The organism is Gordonia sp. DT218, assembly GCF_049847105.1.
In the GTDB taxonomy this organism is placed as follows: Bacteria; Actinomycetota; Actinomycetes; order Mycobacteriales; family Mycobacteriaceae; genus Gordonia.
Genome location: NZ_JBNCNS010000003.1, coordinates 131059 through 148583, shown reverse-complemented (window position 1 = coordinate 148583; position 17525 = coordinate 131059). Strand labels below are relative to the sequence as shown.

Annotated in this window: 13 protein-coding genes and 1 pseudogene; 12 read left to right on the top strand and 2 right to left on the bottom strand. The window is 65.6% G+C overall.

What is annotated here, in order from left to right; all coding sequences use genetic code 11:
* Positions 1-15: 15 nt before the first annotated feature.
* Positions 16-156 (top strand): annotated as a pseudogene (locus ACPXCG_RS12145) (NAD(P)-dependent alcohol dehydrogenase); the annotation flags it as partial.
* A 23-nt stretch (positions 157-179) separates the two neighbouring features.
* The gene (locus tag ACPXCG_RS12140; RefSeq protein ID WP_425792231.1) at positions 180-1781 is read left to right on the top strand and encodes an FMN-binding glutamate synthase family protein; all 1602 of its coding nucleotides are present in this window, start codon (positions 180-182) and stop codon (positions 1779-1781) included.
* A 5-nt stretch (positions 1782-1786) separates the two neighbouring features.
* Here ACPXCG_RS12140 and ACPXCG_RS12135 read toward each other — a convergent pair whose 3' ends face one another.
* Positions 1787-2257: a nuclear transport factor 2 family protein gene (locus tag ACPXCG_RS12135; protein ID WP_425792230.1), complete on the bottom strand. Its 471-nt coding sequence runs from the start codon at positions 2255-2257 to the stop codon at positions 1787-1789.
* Positions 2258-2474: 217 nt separating this feature from the next.
* Here ACPXCG_RS12135 and ACPXCG_RS12130 point away from each other — a divergent pair, with 217 nt between their 5' ends.
* The 8 genes from ACPXCG_RS12130 to ACPXCG_RS12095 all read left to right on the top strand — a co-directional run bounded on the left by ACPXCG_RS12130 (position 2475) and on the right by ACPXCG_RS12095 (position 13771).
* Positions 2475-3611, top strand: a complete 1137-nt coding sequence (locus tag ACPXCG_RS12130) for a DNA adenine methylase (protein WP_425792229.1) — start codon at positions 2475-2477, stop codon at positions 3609-3611.
* A gap of 27 nt (positions 3612-3638) precedes the next feature.
* On the top strand, positions 3639-4520 hold the full coding sequence (locus ACPXCG_RS12125; protein ID WP_425792808.1) for an LLM class flavin-dependent oxidoreductase: 882 nt from the start codon (positions 3639-3641) through the stop codon (positions 4518-4520).
* Positions 4521-4712: 192 nt separating this feature from the next.
* Positions 4713-5909 carry an NAD-dependent epimerase/dehydratase family protein gene (locus tag ACPXCG_RS12120; RefSeq protein ID WP_425792228.1) on the top strand — a complete coding sequence of 399 codons (1197 nt, stop codon included), beginning with the start codon at positions 4713-4715 and terminating at the stop codon, positions 5907-5909.
* Positions 5906-7798 (top strand): hypothetical protein, encoded by a 1893-nt coding sequence (locus ACPXCG_RS12115; RefSeq protein WP_425792227.1) that lies wholly within the window; start codon positions 5906-5908, stop codon positions 7796-7798. The genes ACPXCG_RS12120 and ACPXCG_RS12115 overlap by 4 nt, the downstream gene beginning before the upstream one ends.
* Positions 7795-9660 carry a glycosyltransferase gene (locus ACPXCG_RS12110; RefSeq protein WP_425792226.1) on the top strand — a complete coding sequence of 622 codons (1866 nt, stop codon included), beginning with the start codon at positions 7795-7797 and terminating at the stop codon, positions 9658-9660. Before ACPXCG_RS12115 ends, ACPXCG_RS12110 begins: the two co-directional genes overlap by 4 nt.
* 103 nt (positions 9661-9763) lie before the next feature.
* Entirely contained in the window at positions 9764-10765 is a 1002-nt protein-coding gene (locus ACPXCG_RS12105) for a TIGR00341 family protein (RefSeq protein ID WP_425792225.1), read from the top strand.
* A gap of 97 nt (positions 10766-10862) precedes the next feature.
* On the top strand, positions 10863-12752 hold the full coding sequence (locus ACPXCG_RS12100) for an alkyl/aryl-sulfatase (RefSeq protein WP_425792224.1): 1890 nt from the start codon (positions 10863-10865) through the stop codon (positions 12750-12752).
* A gap of 227 nt (positions 12753-12979) precedes the next feature.
* Complete coding sequence (locus ACPXCG_RS12095; RefSeq protein ID WP_425792223.1) at positions 12980-13771, top strand: SDR family NAD(P)-dependent oxidoreductase; 792 nt, start codon at positions 12980-12982, stop codon at positions 13769-13771.
* Here the strand turns inward: ACPXCG_RS12095 and ACPXCG_RS12090 are convergent.
* On the bottom strand, positions 13756-15060 hold the full coding sequence (locus ACPXCG_RS12090) for a PucR family transcriptional regulator (protein WP_425792222.1): 1305 nt from the start codon (positions 15058-15060) through the stop codon (positions 13756-13758). The two genes, ACPXCG_RS12095 and ACPXCG_RS12090, sit on opposite strands and share 16 nt — an antisense overlap.
* Positions 15061-15264: 204 nt before the next feature.
* Between ACPXCG_RS12090 and ACPXCG_RS12085 the strand changes: the two genes are divergently transcribed.
* On the top strand, positions 15265-16035 hold the full coding sequence (locus ACPXCG_RS12085) for an SDR family NAD(P)-dependent oxidoreductase (RefSeq protein ID WP_425792221.1): 771 nt from the start codon (positions 15265-15267) through the stop codon (positions 16033-16035).
* A 10-nt stretch (positions 16036-16045) separates the two neighbouring features.
* Positions 16046-17524 (top strand): class I adenylate-forming enzyme family protein, encoded by a 1479-nt coding sequence (locus ACPXCG_RS12080; protein WP_425792220.1) that lies wholly within the window; start codon positions 16046-16048, stop codon positions 17522-17524.
* Position 17525 lies beyond the last annotated feature (1 nt).

Below are 17525 nucleotides of genomic sequence, written 5' to 3'. Positions count from 1 at the left end.
CGACGAGGAGGAACCGTGAAGGCGATCCAGATGGTCAAGCCGGGCAGCGAGCCGGAACTGCGCGAAGTGGACAAACCGTCGCCCGGCCCCGGTGAGGTGCTGCTGAAGGTGACCGCCGCGGGTGCGTGTCACTCCGACGACTTCGCGCTCAACCTCCGCGGACGCGCCGTCGTCGTACCGTGATCCGTGTCGCGAGCGTCGTCTCGCTGGTGGTGGTCGCCCTCGCGGCCATCGCCATCGCATCGCTGGGCCCTTGGGGCTGGTGGATCCTGGCAGTCGCCCTGACCGCGATCGCCGGTGTCGGTGTCTACGACCTCATCCAGCGTCGCCACTCCGTGCTGCGGAACTATCCGGTGGTCGGCCACCTGCGGTTCCTGCTGGAGTCGCTGCGACCGGAACTGCAGCAGTACTTCATCGAGCGCAACTTCGACGGCAGGCCCTACGATCGCGACATCCGGTCGCTGATCTACGAACGTGCCAAAGGGACCGCGGCCGAACTGTCCTACGGGACCGAGCGCGACATCGACGCCGATGGTTACGAATATCTGGTCCACTCGGTCGCACCGATCGAACGGCCGTCGGAGCCGTTCCGAGTGCGAGTGGGCGGCCCCGACTGCCGACGCCCCTACGACATGTCACTGCTCAACGTGTCGTCGATGAGCTTCGGTGCGCTGTCCGGAAATGCGCTGCAAGCGTTGAACAACGGCGCCCGCAAAGGCGGATTCGCCCACGACACCGGCGAGGGCGGGCTCACGCCCTACCACCTGGGCGGGGCCGACGTGATCTGGGAGATCGGCTCAGGCTATTTCGGAACGCGAACCGAGGACGGGAATTTCGATCCGGACCAATTCGCCGACAAGGCCGCCGACGATCACGTCAAGGCGATCTCGTTGAAGCTGAGCCAAGGAGCCAAACCCGGTGTCGGCGGGGTACTTCCCGCAGCCAAGGTCAGCGCGGAGATCGCCCGCTATCGCGGCGTGCCGGCCGGCGAGAAGTGCGTCAGCCCGGCGAGCCATGCCGAATTCACCACCCCGCGTGAGCTCATCGCCTTCGTCGCACGACTTCGCGAACTCAGTGACGGCAAACCGGTCGGGGTGAAGCTCTGCATCGGATCGAGGGTGGATGTGCTCGCCATCTGCAAGGCGATGCTCGCCGAGCAGATCACCCCGGACTTCATCGTCGTCGACGGCGCCGAAGGCGGAACCGCCGCAGCGCCACTGGAATACGAGGACCATGTCGGCCTACCGCTCACCGACGGATTGATGACGATGCACAACGCGCTCGTGGGCACCGGTCTACGAGACCGAATCCGGGTCGGCGCGAGCGGCAAGGTCGCGTCCGGCAACGACATCGTCAAACGCTTGATCCAGGGCGCCGACTACACCAATGCCGCACGAGCGATGATGATGGCCGTCGGTTGCATCCAGTCGCAGCGGTGTCATACCAACCACTGCCCCGTGGGTGTGGCCACCCAGGATCCCCGACGGGCCCGCGCGCTCGACGTGGATGACAAGAGCGAGCGCGCCTATCGCTACCACCAGGCCACCGTCGACGAGGCCATGCGACTGATGGCCTCGATGGGCGTCACGGATCCCTCCCAGCTGTCACCCCACCTGCTTCGCAAACGGGTGTCAGCCACCTGCCAACGCTCCTACGCGGAGATCTACGAGTGGCTCCGGCCGGGCCAACTCCTCCACGAGGCCCCGCAGACCTGGGTCGACGACTGGACTCGCGCCGACCCGGATTCGTTCGCGCCCGACGGGACACGCGTTCGGGGGTGACCGCGCTAGCGAGACGGCTTCATGTCCCCGAAGTATCCCGTCCGCCACACCACCCGGTTCTGTAGCTGGGTGATGCGCCAGCCGTCCGGCAGCCGGGTCAGGCTCGCCGTCACCACGCCACCGGCGGTGAACGCTCTGTCGTTCAAGTCGGCGCCCTCGGGCCGGTCCTTCCACAGGTGGATCGCGACGAGATTGAACCGGAGATCGGCGATGTCGCCGGTCACCTGCACATCGTGGCCGGTCAGCAGATGCTGACTGCTCTCGAAACGCGCGAAATTGCGCGCGTGGCTGGCCGCGATGTCGTGCGGGCCGATCGTCTCCGAACCGTCCGGACGAACGATCGTGGCGTCGTCATGAAAGATCTCGTGGAACCGCCACTCGTCGAAATCCTGTTCGTCGAGCAGGCGGAAGTAGCTGGTCACCAGTCGCACGACTCGCTGGGAATCGAGCCAGTATTCGAGGTCGGAAGGCTGCACGTCCCCATTGTGCGACAACGCCCGGCCGGCGCAAGGTCTACGCCCACCTCGAAGTAACGCGCACTCGCCACGAGCCCGCGCACGTCGCGACGTGCGCGTCATCTCGGGCTCTGCGCGTTCACCTTCGGTAATCCCGTCCACACCGAGGCCATCAGGTGCGACGATGTCGGAACCGACCGACTCGATCCCCCCTGAATCGATCCGAGGTGGCAACGCGGTGAGCCTTGATCACGCGTCATTCGCTCCGCCGGCTGCGATCGTGGAGGACCCGCGCTACCTCTCCGATCAACTCCTCACCTACATCGGCAACAAACGGTCGCTGCTGCCCGTGATCGATGCGGCCGCCGAGCAGGTGCAGACACGGCTGGGCCGCCGACTGGTGGTGCTCGACGCGTTCTCGGGGAGCGGCGCCGTGTCGCGATTGTTCAAGGCGCGCGCCAGCCGGGTGATCGCCAACGACCTCGAATCGTATGCGCGGGTGATGAGCGAGTGCTATCTCTCCGACCGGGCCGACGTGGATCCCGACGAGATCGGATCGCTGGTGGAGACCATCAACACCCAAGTCGACCAGGGACTCTCGTTCGACGGATTCATCGAGGAGCTCTACGCCCCCGACGACGACGAGCACATCCGCCCCGGCGAACGGGTGTTCTACACCCGCGACAACGCGCGACGCCTCGATGCCTACGCCACGTTGATCCACCAACTCGACGACCGGGTAAAGCCATTTCTGCTGGCACCGTTGCTGTCTCTCGCATCGGTCCACGCCAACACCTCCGGCGTGTTCAAGGGATTCCACAAGGACCGGCGCACCGGCATCGGCAGTTTCGGCGGGTCGGGTCGAGACGCCTTGGTGCGCATCCTCCGGACCATCCGCCTGTCGCCGCCGGTCCTCAGCAGGCACCGCGCCCAGACCCAGGTCCTCCAGATGGACGCCAATGCCCTGCCCGGTCACGTCGGCCCGGTGGACGTCGCCTACCTCGATCCGCCCTACAACCAGCACCCGTACGGTTCGAACTACTTCATGCTCAATCTCCTCGTCAACTACCTGCGACCGACCGAGATCAGCCCGATCTCCGGCATCCCCGTCGACTGGAACCGCTCGCGTTACAACGTGCGGAAGGATTCGGCCACGCTGCTGCGAGACCTGGTGACCTCCCTCGACGCCCGGTTCCTGATCGTGTCCTTCAACGACGAGGGCTACATCGCCCCGTCCGAGATGGGCGACCTGCTCGCCTCGGTCGGGTCGGTGACCGAGTTCCGGTCCCGGTACAACACCTTCCGCGGCAGCCGGAATCTCCGGGCCCGTGCCGTCCACGTCACCGAGCACCTGTTCGTGGTCGAGAAGGGGTGATGCGAGAATCCACCCGTGCACATCGGAATGACCATGCCGGTGATGGAACCGGACCTCGACACCGACCTCCTGAAGGCCTGGGCGACCGCGATCGACGACGGCCCCTACTCCTCGCTGTGCTGGGGCGAACGCATCGCGTTCGACAACCCGGACTGTCTCACCCTGCTCGGCGCGCTGTCGGCCTGGACCGACCGAGTACGACTGGTCACCACCGTCGTGGTGCCCCAACTGCACGATCCGGTGATGCTGGCCAAGGCGCTGGCCACCGGCGACATGCTGTGTGGTGGTCGGCTGACGGTCGGCCTCGGTATCGGTGGACGCCATGAGGACTACCACGCGGTCGGTGCCGACACCTCCGCCCAGACGATGCGGGGGATGGCCGAGCGTGTCGACATCATGCGCCGGGTCTGGGCCGGCGAGAAGATCACCGAATCGGTGTTGCCGGTCGGGCCGCGCCCCCGTCAGACCGGTGGGCCCGAACTCCACGTCGGCACCACCGGACCGAAGACCATCCGCAGCGCCTCGGCGTGGGCCTCGGGCGTCGCGGGTGTCACGCTGGACCTGGACCTGGTCCGGCAGCAGGAACTCTTCGACGTCGCGCGTACGGCGTGGGCCGATGCGGGCAAGCCTGCGCCCCACCTCGCCACATCGTTCTGGTTCGCGCTCGGAACGGGCGACGGCCCGCGCGAACAGGTGCATCGTCACCTGCGCCACTACATGAACTGGATCCCGGCCGATTTCGTCGACGCGATCGCCCCCACCACCGGCTGGGCCGGCACCGAAGACGAGCTGGCCGCGGTGCTCCGCCGCTTCGCCGAGATCGGCACCGACGAGGTCCAGCTCATCCCGACCAGTTCGGATCCCGATCAGCTGCGTCGCGCAACCGAGGTCGCGGCCGAGTTCTCCTGAGCGGGGGCGCGTACGGAACGTACGTTGCAGCGATGTTGCACCGCCTCGACCTCGCCGAACACCAGGAAATCCACGCCCGAACAATTTAGCCTGGGTAAACGTGGCCGTTGTTCGATCGATGTCCGACTCCTCACCACCAGTACCGGCACGCGTAGCGGACATTCGAACGGTGACCGGTGCAGAGGGGCGTACATGCGGATTCTGGTCCTGGGCGGCGACGGCTTTTGTGGATGGCCGAGTGCCCTGCACTTGTCGGCCGTCGGCCACGACGTGACCATCGTCGACAGTTTCGTCAGGCGCAGGATCGACGACGAACTCGGCGTCACGTCCCTGACCCCCATCCACACCTTGGCCGAGCGGGTGGATGCATGGCATGAGGTGTCCGGGCGAGAGATCGGCGTGGCCGAGATCGACGTCGCGCACGACTACGCCGCGCTGGTCGAGCTGTTGGCCAGTTCGCGGCCCGAGGCCGTCGTCCACTTCGCCGAGCAGCGCGCCGCCCCGTATTCGATGAAATCGCCTGAGCACAAGCGTTACACCGTCGACAACAACCTGAACGGCACGCACAATCTGCTCGCCGCGATTGTCGAGACGGGCTTGGACATCCACGTCGTCCATCTCGGCACGATGGGGGTCTATGGCTACGAGACGGTGCCGGTGGACCTGCCCGAGGGGTACCTCACGGTCACCTATCCGGATCGAAACGGCGAGACACATACGCGCGACATCCTCTACCCGACCCAGCCCGGAAGCGTCTATCACCTCACGAAGTCGCTGGACCAGTTGCTGTTCCAGTTCTACGCCCGCAACGACGGCATTCGGATCACCGACCTGCATCAGGGCATCGTCTGGGGCACACAGACCGACGAGACCGAACGGGACCCACGACTCATCAACCGTTTCGACTACGACGGCGACTTCGGGACGGTGCTGAACAGGTTCCTGGTGGAGGCGTCGATCGGATATCCGCTGACCGTGCACGGGTCCGGGGGCCAGACAAGGGCGTTCATCAACATCCGCGACTCCATCCGGTGTATCCGGCTGGCCGTGGAATCGGGTTCGGAAGTGACCGAACAGGTCCGGGTGATGAACCAGATGACCGAGACCCACCAGGTCGCCGATCTCGCCCATCTCGTCGCGAATCTCACGGGTGGCGAGGTGGCCGAGGTGTCGAATCCGCGTGCGGAGGCCGACGAGAACCTGCTCGCCGTCCGCAACGAACGACTGCTCGGACTCGGACTGGATCCGATCCGCCTGGACTCGGAATTGCTGCGAGCTGAGATCGAGATCGCCCGGAAGTACGCTGAACGCGTTGACCGGCAACACATACCGTGTACGTCGTACTGGACCGAGACTCGCCGCACGGCGGCGGAGGAGCACGATAAGTGACCGACGAGAAGCCAGAATCGGGTGCCGAAGAAGAGGATACGAAGAAGAAGGAGTACTTCACCGGCGAACGGGGGCGAACTGTGCCACGCGCGGCCTTGTTGGTCCTTGCCGTCGCTCTGGTGGTCCTCCTGGTGTTCGTGTTCATGCAGCCCAAGTGGTTCACCCGCGACGCCGACGACAGGAGTCTCGACGTTCCCGCCGACCGCCACTTCACCAAGACCCTGGAAGGCGCCGGCTACCACGACGGCGCCTGGCTCACCGACGACTCACCATCCACGAGCTACCTCGTCACCTTCCCTGCGGACTCATCACGCGACGAGACGCGCCTGCACCTGTCGGGCACCTCCCAGGTATCCGAGGACAGTGTGGTGTTCATGACGGTGAAGATGGACGGGCAGCAGGTCTACAAGAGCGAACTGCCCCGCGGCGAACACGACGTCGACACCTATGTCGACGTCCCCGACCAGATCGCCGACGACGGACGCGTCCGCGTCCAGGTGATGCTCACCGGAAGCCTCAGCAATCAGACGTGTGTCGCCGACCATTCGACGGGCATGCAGGTCCACCTGGATCCGGGGTCCGTCGTCGAAGCCGCCCTCACCGAACGGGTGCACACGGTCCGCGACGCGGTGGTCTCCTGGAATCGTGACGTCACGATCGTCATCGCCGACCAGAGCGATGAATGGCGCACCACGGCAGCACAGTTGGGGATCGCACTGACTCGTGCCGGTCATCGGGTCACCTATGTGGACAGCGCGCCCGACTCGGATGTGCAGAACTCCGTCGTCGTCGGGCCGGCGCAGAAACTCGGCGAACTGGGCTGGTCGGCCTCCCAACCGTCCGACGACAGCATCGCGATGGGGACGGTGAACAACACACCCGTCGTCGGCATCGTCAAACCGCAGGGCGATCTCACCTCGAGCTTCCTGACCAGCACATCCGTGACCACCGCCGACTCGGATCAGAATGACCCGCAAACACTTCCGGTGGTCGCGGCGAGCGGAAACGAGGTCGGGCTGGAGACGCTCGGCGCGGACACATCGGTGACCCAGGTCGGCGACAATCACAAGTGGCGAGCGGCGTACTCACTCGCCGACCTGCCGGATGGCCGCCTGCCACAGGCGGTCCGAGTCGGCCTGCAACTGCCCGCATCGCCGGACGACCTCACCTGGATTCTCAACACCGAGCTCAACGGACAGCTCATCGACAGCCGTCGGCTGCCCAGGACCCCCACAACGCAGCCGACCATCCCGTTGCCACCGTCCGCGCAGCTGATGGACAACAGCCTGACGTTGACCGTCCAGCGTGACCGGAACATCGGCGGATGCGATGTGCGGGTGACCAACTATCCGATCCAACTCGAGTCGAGCTCCGCTCTCGTGCTCGGCAACGATCCGGGTGCGGGCTTCACCTCGCTCCCCCGGACCCTCACGCCCGGTTTCGCGGTCTACTGGCCGGATGCGGCCAAGTCGAGTGCCGTCGACGAACTGAACGCCGTGATACCGGCACTCACGAAGTTCGTGCCCGCCGGAACGCAACCCGCCTTCGAGTGGAACGCCCAGCCGGCGCCCGGCAAGCCGTTCGTCCTGGTCGGGCAGAGCCCGGAGGTGAACACGCTGGTCCGCAACCAGGACGGGCGCATCGTCGCCGGCCCGGGCTCGTCCGCCCTGGACATCTCGTCGTTCGACAACGGGATGATTCTGCAGACCGCCACCAGCACGAGCCGGGCAGGCGGACTCGCGATCAACTACGCCGGTACACCCGGCCGGATGCGACTCCCCGAGTTCGGCCGCGAACCCGCACAGGTCGTGACCTCGCAGGCGAGCTTCGCGATCGGCCCCGACGGCAAGGTCATCGACGGTCCGGCAGATTCGGGAGCACCGGGATGACCACCTCGGTTCCGAATCCGCATGCCGAGGAGGCGATGACCGATCACTTCCGATCGGTCGACAGTGCACCGGCAGATTATGCCGTGGACCGTCCGGCCAGCGGTGTGAACGGCTTCCTCGTCACGTTCATCGCCTTGACCATCCTCGTCATGTGCGCACGGACACTCATGATCCACACCGGGTATTACGATGCCCCTCGCGATCTCGCACTCTTCACCGAGGGACGCGGAGAGGTCGTCTTCCCGTTGCGGATGTTCATCGTGCTGTTCTTCCTGACCTACGCGCTGTTCGCCTATTCCAACATCTGGCGCCGGGCGTTCCTCGTAGGGGCGCTGCTGGGAAAATTCCTCCTGTTCTGTATTGCCGTCGATACCATCTTCGGCGTGCTACGCGATGCGGGAATCGTGTCGATCTCGGTGTTCGGCGGTCAGATGATCTCGGGTCTCGCCGCACTCGCGATCTTTCCGCACACCATTTTGCGCCAGGCCCAACTCCCCACCCAGGGACCGATGTCCCGTGAACCACGTTTGCCACCGAAGGCGTTCTTCGCCTGGTTCCTCTCCCTCGCTCTGGCCATGGTCGGCGCAGCCATCGCGATCCACGTTCTCTTCAACATCGTCGACACCCTCAAGAACTGGGCCATCCTCGGTGGCATCGGTGCCGGTGTCTTCCTCATGCAGCAGATCCTGGCGGTCGCCACGGCCCTGCTCGGAATCCGCGCCATCAAGAAGTCACGCAGTCACGACTTTGCCCCTGCCACCGCAATTCTCGTGCCGGCGCACAACGAGGCCCACAGCATCGGGGCCACGATCGAATCGGTGGATCGGGCAGCGGAGACCTACCCCGGCAAGATCCACCTCTACGTGATCAACAACGCATCCTCGGATGCGACCCGCGAGGTCGCCGAGGAGACAATCGGCGCCTGCGAGTTCATCACCGGCGAGGTCATCGATTGCCCGACGCCGGGTAAGGCCATCGCATTGAACATGGGTGTGGATCTGATCCGGGAAGAGTTCATCGTCCGCATCGACGCCGACACGGTGATCGGCCCGGGATGCCTGGAAACCGCGATGCGCCATTTCGCCAATCCGGATGTCGGTTGTGTCGGTGGAATCCCGATGCCACTCGAGGAGAAGACCTGGATCGACAAGTCGCGCCTTGTCGAGGTGTACATGCGGCACGGGTTCTTCCAGGTCTCCCTCGACGGCTACCAAGGTGTCATGGGGATTCCCGGGATGTTCGCCGTGTATCGCCGCGAACAGTTGATCGAGGTCGGCGGCATGGTGCAGGGCATGAACGGCGAAGACACCGACATCTGCATGCGGCTGACTGCCGCCGGCTATCACAGCATCGCCGACCCGAAGGCCGTGTACTACAGCGAAACCCCCGCCTCCTACGCACATCTGTGGGAACAGCGAACCCGCTGGTTCCGCAGTATTTATCACCTCACCGCGCGTAACCGCGCCATGCTCTTCGACGGTCACACCATGGTCGGGACATTCGTGTTGCCGTTCAATCTGGTAAACGCCGCCCGACGTGCGATGCTCGCACCGTTGCTCATCTTCGCGTCGATCGCCTTCATCGGCTTCCACGCGACGTTCACATCCATGCGGTGGCAGCCAGTGGTGGCCACCCTGCTCGGGATGTCGATGGTCATGACGGTGGCGGTCTGTGCGATCTGGCGTCCTGCCTCGATCAGACACATCCCCCTGTACCTCGGGTTTCGCGTGTTGCGCAGCTACTTCACGCTGGCGTCGGCATTGAGCCTGATCTACCCGCCGATGCAACCACGTATGCCGCGCATGTGTTCACGACGACGGTCGCGTCGGAAAGCCACCGCGCACCTCACCCCATCGGAGTGACGGTGTCTCGATCGCCACGGTGCTAGATTTCGAGGAAACTCGACAAGGGACACGTCATGGCGCATCGGCCTGAGCGTTTCCGTGGGAGAAAAGGTCTCATGCGATGCTGGCTCTCATCCCCGACTCGCAACGGCGCACCCTCGACGAACTCGTCGAGAAACTCGATCTCTCGACAGGTGACCGCACATCGAAACGGTCGGCGTTCTGGATCATGCTCACGTTGTCGGGGATCATCGCCGTATCCGGCGTGGTTGCCGACAGCACCGCCACCGTGATCGGCGCGATGATCGTCGCGCCGCTGTCGACGCCGATCCTCGGGATCGGCCTGGGTATCGTCACCGCCCGCGGGAAACTCATCCTGGCCAGTGTCGGGTATGTCCTCGCCGGCGTCGTCCTGGTGACGGCGCTGGGTGTGATCCTGTCCCAGCTGTTGCCGAATCCCACGAACGTACTTGCCAATTCGCAAGTCCTCGGCCGCACGTCCCCCACTCTGGTCGATCTGCTCGCGGCCCTGGCAACCGGTCTGGTCGGCGCGATCGCCATCACCCGGCGCGACGTCGGCGACGTACTCCCCGGTGTCGCCATTGCCATCTCGCTGGTGCCCCCGCTCGGCGTAGTCGGAGTCTGTCTGGGATCGGGCGCTCCCTCGCTTGCGCTCGGGGCATTTGTCCTGTTTGCCTCCAACGTGATCGCGATGATCATCACCAGCGTCGTCGTGTTGACGATCGGTTCCTACGGCCGGGAGGCCGCCGAGCAGTTGGCCGCCGAGACCGAGTCGGCACCGCCTCGCAGACACCGCCGGGCGTATGTGGTGCTCGCGGTCGCGCTCATCGTGGTGGCCATCCCGATGGTCCTCAACTCGTTGTCGTCGCTGTGGTCGCGTCAGATCGCGACCGCGGCCGATTCCTGGCTGCAGGATGCCGGGATGGGTTCGGCCGAGGTGACCGGGGTGTCGTGGACCGGCGGTACCGTGACGGTGAGCGTGCTGGGGCCGCAGCAACTGCCACCGGTCGATGATCTCCAACAGACTGTCGACGACCTCGTACCGTGGGACCCTGAGGTGGTGGTCGTGCACACCGTCGGCGGTAGACAAGCCGCGGAGTGAACTGATGTGGCAATCGGTCGGCATGCTCGACGTGGATGCATTGTTCTGAATCAGCGGTTCTCGACATCGTTTGCACCCCGGTGACATACTCGAGAATATGTCGATACCGAAACCAGCCACGCCAGTAATCGTCCAACACCAGCAGGCAGTTCGCGACGCACTACCCTTTGAGGACACTCAGGACTTCGACGACGCCACACGTGGGCTGATCGCCAAACGCCTCCCCAACGCGATCACCGCCGAGGACGGCACAGTGGTGTGGGACAACGATACCTATGACTTCCTCACCGGGGATGCCCCTGACACCGTTAATCCCAGCCTCTGGCGGCAGTCGAAACTCGTGGCCGAGCAAGGCCTGTACGAGGTCGTCGAAGGGATCTATCAGGTTCGAGGTTTCGACCTGGCGAATGTGACCTTCATCGAAGGTGACACCGGCGTCCTGGTGCTGGACCCGCTCGTCACCGAAGAGACCGCAGCCGCAGCGTTGGCGCTGTACCGCGAGAACCGCGGCGACAGGCCCGTCACCGGCGTTCTGTACACCCACCCGCACGTGGACCACTTCGGCGGCGTCAAGGGCGTCACCACCCAGGAGGACGTCGACGCCGGTCGGGTGCCGATCATCGCACCCGAGGGTTTCACCGAGCACGCGGCATCGGAGAACGTCTACGCCGGCACCGCGATGGCTCGCCGCTCCGCATACATGTTCGGCGCCGCACTCGCCCGAGGGCCGCAGGGCGCGGTCGGTGCGGGTCTCGGACAGACGGTCTCGACCGGCAACATCACCCTCATCGCCCCCACCCTCGACATCACCACGACCGGGCAAGAAGAGACGATCGACGGCGTCCGAATGATCTTCCAGATGGCGCCGGAAACCGAGGCACCTGCGGAGTTCCTCGTGTACTTCCCGGAACACAAGGCCCTTTGTGCAGCCGAAGATGCCACGCACACTCTGCACAACCTCTTGACACTGCGGGGTGCCCTGGTGCGCAACCCACACGCCTGGACGCACTACCTCACCGAGGCAATCGACCTGTTCGGCAATGATCTCGAAGTCGTCTTCGCCTCCCATCATTGGCCCACCTGGGGACGGGAGCGCTGCTTGCGGTACATCTCCGAGCAGCGCGACCTCTACGCCTACCTGCACGATCAGACCTTGCGCCTGATCAACAAGGGCTACACCGGGATCGAGATCGCCGAGCACCTACCTCTCCCGCCCGCACTCGAGAACGCTTGGCACACACGCGGCTATTACGGCTCGGTCAGCCACGACATCAAGGCGATCTATCAGCGGTACATGGGCTGGTTCGACGGCAACCCCGCCCACTTGTGGCAGCACCCGCCTACCGAGCAAGGCAAGCGCTATGTCGAGTTCATGGGTGGTGCGGACGAAGTGCTGGAGAAGGCACGCAAGTCGTTCGACTCAGGGGACTTCCGTTGGGTTGCAGAGGTTGTGAGTCACGTCGTGTTCGCCGAGCCCGACAACAAGGCGGCACGTGACCTGCTCGCGGACACGCTCGAACAGTTGGGATACGGCGCAGAGAACGGCATCTGGCGAAACTTCTTCCTCTCCGGCGCGACCGAATTGCGCGAAGGCCAGTTCGGCACGCCGACCGTGTCGGCATCGGCGGACGTTATCTCGCAGCTGACGCCGCAGATGCTCTTCGACGCGATCGCGATCCAGATCAACGGTCCGGAGGCGTGGGACGAGAAGCTCTCGATTGACGTCGTCCTCACCGACATCGATGAACGCTATCGTTTGTGGCTGCAGAACGGGGCCCTGAGCTACAGCGCCGCGACGCAATCCGGCGACGCCGATGTCACGCTGACCACCACCACGAGTGGCCTGCCTGCGATCGCCACGGGGGCGCTCACACAGGATGCCCTCGCGAAGGCAGGGATCGAATTGAGCGGCGACGCATCGATACTCGGTCGTCTCGCAGCTGCGCTCGATCCGGGTGACAAGGACTTCGCTATCGTTACCCCCTGACTTTCGGCAGATACGGTGCCACGTGCGTCGGCCTACACGGAGGTGGGTGGCACCGTGGTCACCGTGGTCACCGTGGTCACCGTGGTCACCGTGCAGAGTGTGCATTGCGATTCGGCGCGGCACGTGATTGGTGTTGGAAACAGTCATGACCGCAAGACAACTGTCGCCCACAACTTTGTGTCCCGGACACGAGTGTCGTGTGTCACGTGCGCCCTACCGTTCCGGGCATGACCACTACAGCAGTTGTCACCGGCGCCGGTCGCGGCATCGGTCTCGCCTTTGCCCGACGTCTCGCCGATGCGGGACACCGAGTTGTCTTGACCGATGTCGACGGCGCAGCGGCTGAGCGCGCCGCGGCCGAGATCGGTCGCGGTGCAGTCGGATTCCAACAGGACGTCCGAGACATCGCTTCCCACCGGAAGATCGCCGAGGAGGCTGCCGCACTGGGCCGCCTGGCCGTCTGGGTGAACAACGCCGGCGTGCTGTTCGCCGGCGACGCCTGGACCCATCCGGACGAGGAGATCGCCACCATTCTCGAGGTGAATGTGCGTGGCGCGATGGCAGGTTCTGCGGCCGCGGTCGCGCAGATGGGTCCAGCGGGCGGCGCCGTGCTCAACGTCGCGTCCATCTCGGCGCTCACGCCGGTACCCGGTCTGTCGCTGTACGCCGCCACCAAAGCAGCCGTGCTCTCCTACACGACCTCACTACAGGGGGACCTCGACCATGCTGGACTGCCGATCCGAGCTCGCGCGGTGTGCCCCGATGTGGTCGGCACCCAGATGGTGACTTCGCGCGCCAAGGATCCCGGTGCGGCGATGCTGTTCTCGGGACCGAAACCGTTGGACGAGGACACCGTCGCACGCGCGGGTATGGCTCTGATCGACAGTCGCCAGGTGTTCCGGGTGGTGCCGCGATGGCGCGGTGCGCTTGTCCGCGGGATCGACGCCGCACCCAGCCTCGGGCTGCCGCTGCTTCGAGTCATGCGCAAGCTGGGCGACCGCCGTCAGGCCCGTGCCTGACGAACCGTCCGGGGCAGAACCCCCGTGCCGAGCCACTGACAGGCCGTCAGTGCCAGCTCCAGATTGAGTCGGTCATCGTCGAGCGGCCGTCCCCGTGCGTCGAGGGCTTTGTCGACCCGATACTTCACGGTGTTCTTGTGCAGATGCGTCACCTCCGCGGCGGCCACATAGCTGCTCTTTGCCTGGAGGAAGGTGAGGAGGGTGTCGCGGAGCTGCGCGGTGTTCTCGTCGTCGTCTGCCAGACCACCGAGCGCGGACGCGACGAGACTCCGCGTGGACTCGAGATCCCGCGCCAGGATCGAGCAGATCTGCACGCCGGGTACGTCGAAGGTGACGACCCGGATGTCACCCGCGATCGCGGCAACGGCGTGGGCCCGGAGCGCCTCCTGATGGGTGGTCCGGAAGCCGGTCGCGGCGGCATGCGTCCGACCGAGTGCGACGCGGATGCTCGGACCGGTGGCCTCCACCAGGCGCCGGATGGCATCGAGATCGAACCGGTGACCATCCAGCGTGCGTCCCAAGGGAATCCAGCACCACGCCAGACTCCGGTCCTGCGGTAGGAACAACGCTTGCCCCGACGCGTCGACGGATTCCCCGATGGCGCCGACGAGTGACTCGAGCCGTCGCAGCTCGCTCGGCACACCGTCGTCTTCCGCAGTCCAGATCACCATCGCCAGGTGATGCTGGCGCAGCAGATATCCCAGGGCGGACTCCGCCGCCGCGAGGTCGTAGTCCCGCCCGGACAGCACCCTGGTCAGCATCGCGCTGCGGACCGTGTTGCGGTTGGCGAGCCACCGTTCGCGTTCGGACTCATACTCCGCGACGACCTGCTCGGCCACCCGATCCACGTACGCGAACGACATCGTCTGCAAGATTTGCGCCGCGGCGAACGCAACCTCGCGGTCGGGCTCGTTGCGGGCGACCTCGGCGACCACCCAGTCGAGCACTGCGTTCTGCCCCACGCGGTAGGCGCGCAGCAGTGCATTCGCCGAGATCGCACGCTGCGCGAGACGGTGCGCATACTCGGTGGCCGCGGACGGCGGGCGCACCTCGTCGATCGGGATGTCGTGTTGCGCCACGTGGAGGAAGGTCTCGACGTTGCTCTCCGAACTCGCTCGCAGCAACTCCAAGATCACGTCGTCGCCGCGGAGCTCCGGGATGGCGTCGGCGATCTCCGCATGCAGGGCGCTGCCCAGTCGAGGCAGCTCGGACCCCATCGCCCGCGCGACCTCTGCCACCCGGGCCGCAGCCTTGTGCCGGACTTGTTCTGGACTGAGCTCTCCACTCATCACAACGTCCTTCCGGAGCTCGTGCTGTTCTCGGGGACCAACCATCTTTTCGGACACTTGGTCGATGACCTCCCATCCGACCCCCTGATGTGAACTCTGCCACAACACACGGGTCGAACTTTGTATCGAGAGAACAATCTTCCTGCCCACTGCTGTACCTAGGCTCATCCGCAGTCCTCAACCCGATACTGCGAAGGAAGTCCGATGTCCCACAACCTCCAGGGCAAGACCGCGATCGTGACCGGGGCCGCGCGCGGCATCGGCTTCGAGATCGCCCGCCAGCTCTCCGACGCCGGCTCCAACGTCGTCGTCTCCGACATCGACGAGGCCGCGGCCAAGGACGCTGCCGGTCGGCTGGCGAATGCCACCGCGATCGGCTGTGACGTGCGGGACGAAGATCAGGTCCGGGCACTTGTCGACGGCGCGGTCTCGACCTACGGCGGCCTGCACGTGATGATCCCGAACGCCGGGATCGCCGCGGTGTCCCCCATCGTCGAGATGGATCTGGCCGCGTGGCGCTCGGTGACGTCGGTGAACCTCGACGGCGTCTTCCTCGCCATCCGCTACGCCGCGCCGGCGATCATCGCGAGCGGCGGCGGCAGCATCGTCACGATGGGCTCGGTGACCGCCCTGGCCGGCACGCCCCTCATCTCGTCCTATGCCGCGACCAAAGCCGCCGTCGTCAACCTCACCAAGACCGCGGCAATCGAACTGCGTGCCCACGGTGTGCGGGTCAACGCGGTACTGCCGGGCTTCGCGGCCACCCACCTGGTCACCGATCAGGTAGACGCGTTCGAGGATGCGCTCGGGCTGCCCGCCGGCGGATTCGGCGCGATCATCGAGCAGAAGCAGGGCCGGTTCGGCACGGTCGAGGAGATCGCCAGGTCGGTCCTGTTCCTCGCCGGCGACGACTCGACGTTCTGCTCCGGCTCGGGCCTCGTCCTCGACGGCGGCCTCGACGCCGGACTCTTCTGAGGCGACCCCGATGGAACTCACCTACCTCCCCTGGAACCAGCCGATCGCCCGCGCCGACCGCCCGTGTGTGCGGGACGAGCGGATCGAACTGAGCTACGCGGAGTTCGCCACTCGCGTCGACGGTGCCGCCGAGCAGTTCGCCGATCACGGCGTCGGCCCCCGGTCGGTGGTCGCCGTGATGCTGCCGAACCGCGTCGAGCTCCTCGTCTGCCTTGCCGCGGCGTGGCGGCTCGGCGCGGCGGCAACCCCCATCAACCCGGTGTTCACCGCGTCGGAGGCCGGGTATCAGATCACCGATTCCGACGCGACGCTGGTCGTGACCGCGACTCCGGACACCACTACCGCCGGCCGCCGCAGCCTGGTCGTCGACGACTTGCGGCCCGCACCGCACGGGCACGCGCTACCCGAACCGGCCACCTCCGGGAACGACCTCGCGCTGCTGATCTACACCAGCGGATCGACCGGCCGCCCCAAGGGCGTCGAGCTCAACCACAGCAACATAGCCGCGATGGCGAACTCCATGGTCGAGGCACTCTCACTCACCGACGACGCGCACTGTCTGCTGGTGCTGCCGCTGTTCCACGTCAACGCCATCTGCGTCAGCTACCTGTCGACGATGATCGCCGGTGGGCAGCTCTCGATGCTCGGCCGGTTCCATCCAGTCGACTTCCTCGGCGCCGTCGAACGTCTGCGCCCGACGTACTTCTCGGCCGTGCCGACGATCTACTCCCACCTGGTGTCGCTGCCGACCGGCGTCTCCGCGGACACCGGGTCGGTGCGCTTCGCGATCTGCGGCGCCGCACCGGCATCCGAAGAACTCCTGCGGGCCACCGAGGAACGCTTCGGCTTCCCGATCATCGAGGGCTACGGACTCACCGAGGGCACCTGCGCATCGACCGCGAATCCGATCGACGGTCCACGCAAGATCGGCACGGTCGGCGTCGCACTGCCCGGACAGGCCGTGGCCATCATGGACGGCGCGGGCAACCTCCTGCCGGCCGGCGAACGCGGTGAGGTGGTCATCAAGGGAGACAACGTGATGCAGGGCTACTTGAACCGGGCCGAGGAGACCGCGGAGGCGCTCGGCGACGGGTGGCTACACACCGGCGACGTCGGCGTCCTCGACGAGGACGGCTATCTCCGACTGGTGGACCGCATCAAGGACATGATCATCCGGGGCGGCGAGAACGTTTATCCCAAGGAGATCGAGACGGTCCTGTACAGCCACCCGGCCGTGCTCGAGGCCGCCGTCGTGGGTGCCCCGCACCCGGTATACGGCGAGGTCCCCGTCGCCTACGTCGCGCTCTACCCCGAGCGTGACGCCGCCGAAGACGAGCTTCGCGATCTGTGCGCACAGCACCTGACCAAGATCAAGATCCCGGTCTCGATCACCATCACGGGCACGCTGCCCAAGAATCCGGTCAGCAAGATCGACAAGCCCGCACTGCGCGCCCTGCTTGCCGCCGACCACGCACAGCAAGGAGTCTGAG

What these genes read in the sequence shown, in the direction of transcription:
- ACPXCG_RS12125 (WP_425792808.1), top strand. Translation starts at nt 3,639, where the DNA reads ATGACCATGCCGGTGATGGAACCGGACCTCGACACCGACCTCCTGAAG.
- ACPXCG_RS12120 (WP_425792228.1), top strand. Translation starts at nt 4,713, where the DNA reads ATGCGGATTCTGGTCCTGGGCGGCGACGGCTTTTGTGGATGGCCGAGT.
- ACPXCG_RS12110 (WP_425792226.1), top strand. Translation starts at nt 7,795, where the DNA reads ATGACCACCTCGGTTCCGAATCCGCATGCCGAGGAGGCGATGACCGAT.
- ACPXCG_RS12105 (WP_425792225.1), top strand. Translation starts at nt 9,764, where the DNA reads ATGCTGGCTCTCATCCCCGACTCGCAACGGCGCACCCTCGACGAACTC.
- ACPXCG_RS12100 (WP_425792224.1), top strand. Translation starts at nt 10,863, where the DNA reads ATGTCGATACCGAAACCAGCCACGCCAGTAATCGTCCAACACCAGCAG.
- ACPXCG_RS12095 (WP_425792223.1), top strand. Translation starts at nt 12,980, where the DNA reads ATGACCACTACAGCAGTTGTCACCGGCGCCGGTCGCGGCATCGGTCTC.
- ACPXCG_RS12090 (WP_425792222.1), bottom strand. Translation starts at nt 15,060, where the DNA reads ATGAGTGGAGAGCTCAGTCCAGAACAAGTCCGGCACAAGGCTGCGGCC.
- ACPXCG_RS12085 (WP_425792221.1), top strand. Translation starts at nt 15,265, where the DNA reads ATGTCCCACAACCTCCAGGGCAAGACCGCGATCGTGACCGGGGCCGCG.
- ACPXCG_RS12080 (WP_425792220.1), top strand. Translation starts at nt 16,046, where the DNA reads ATGGAACTCACCTACCTCCCCTGGAACCAGCCGATCGCCCGCGCCGAC.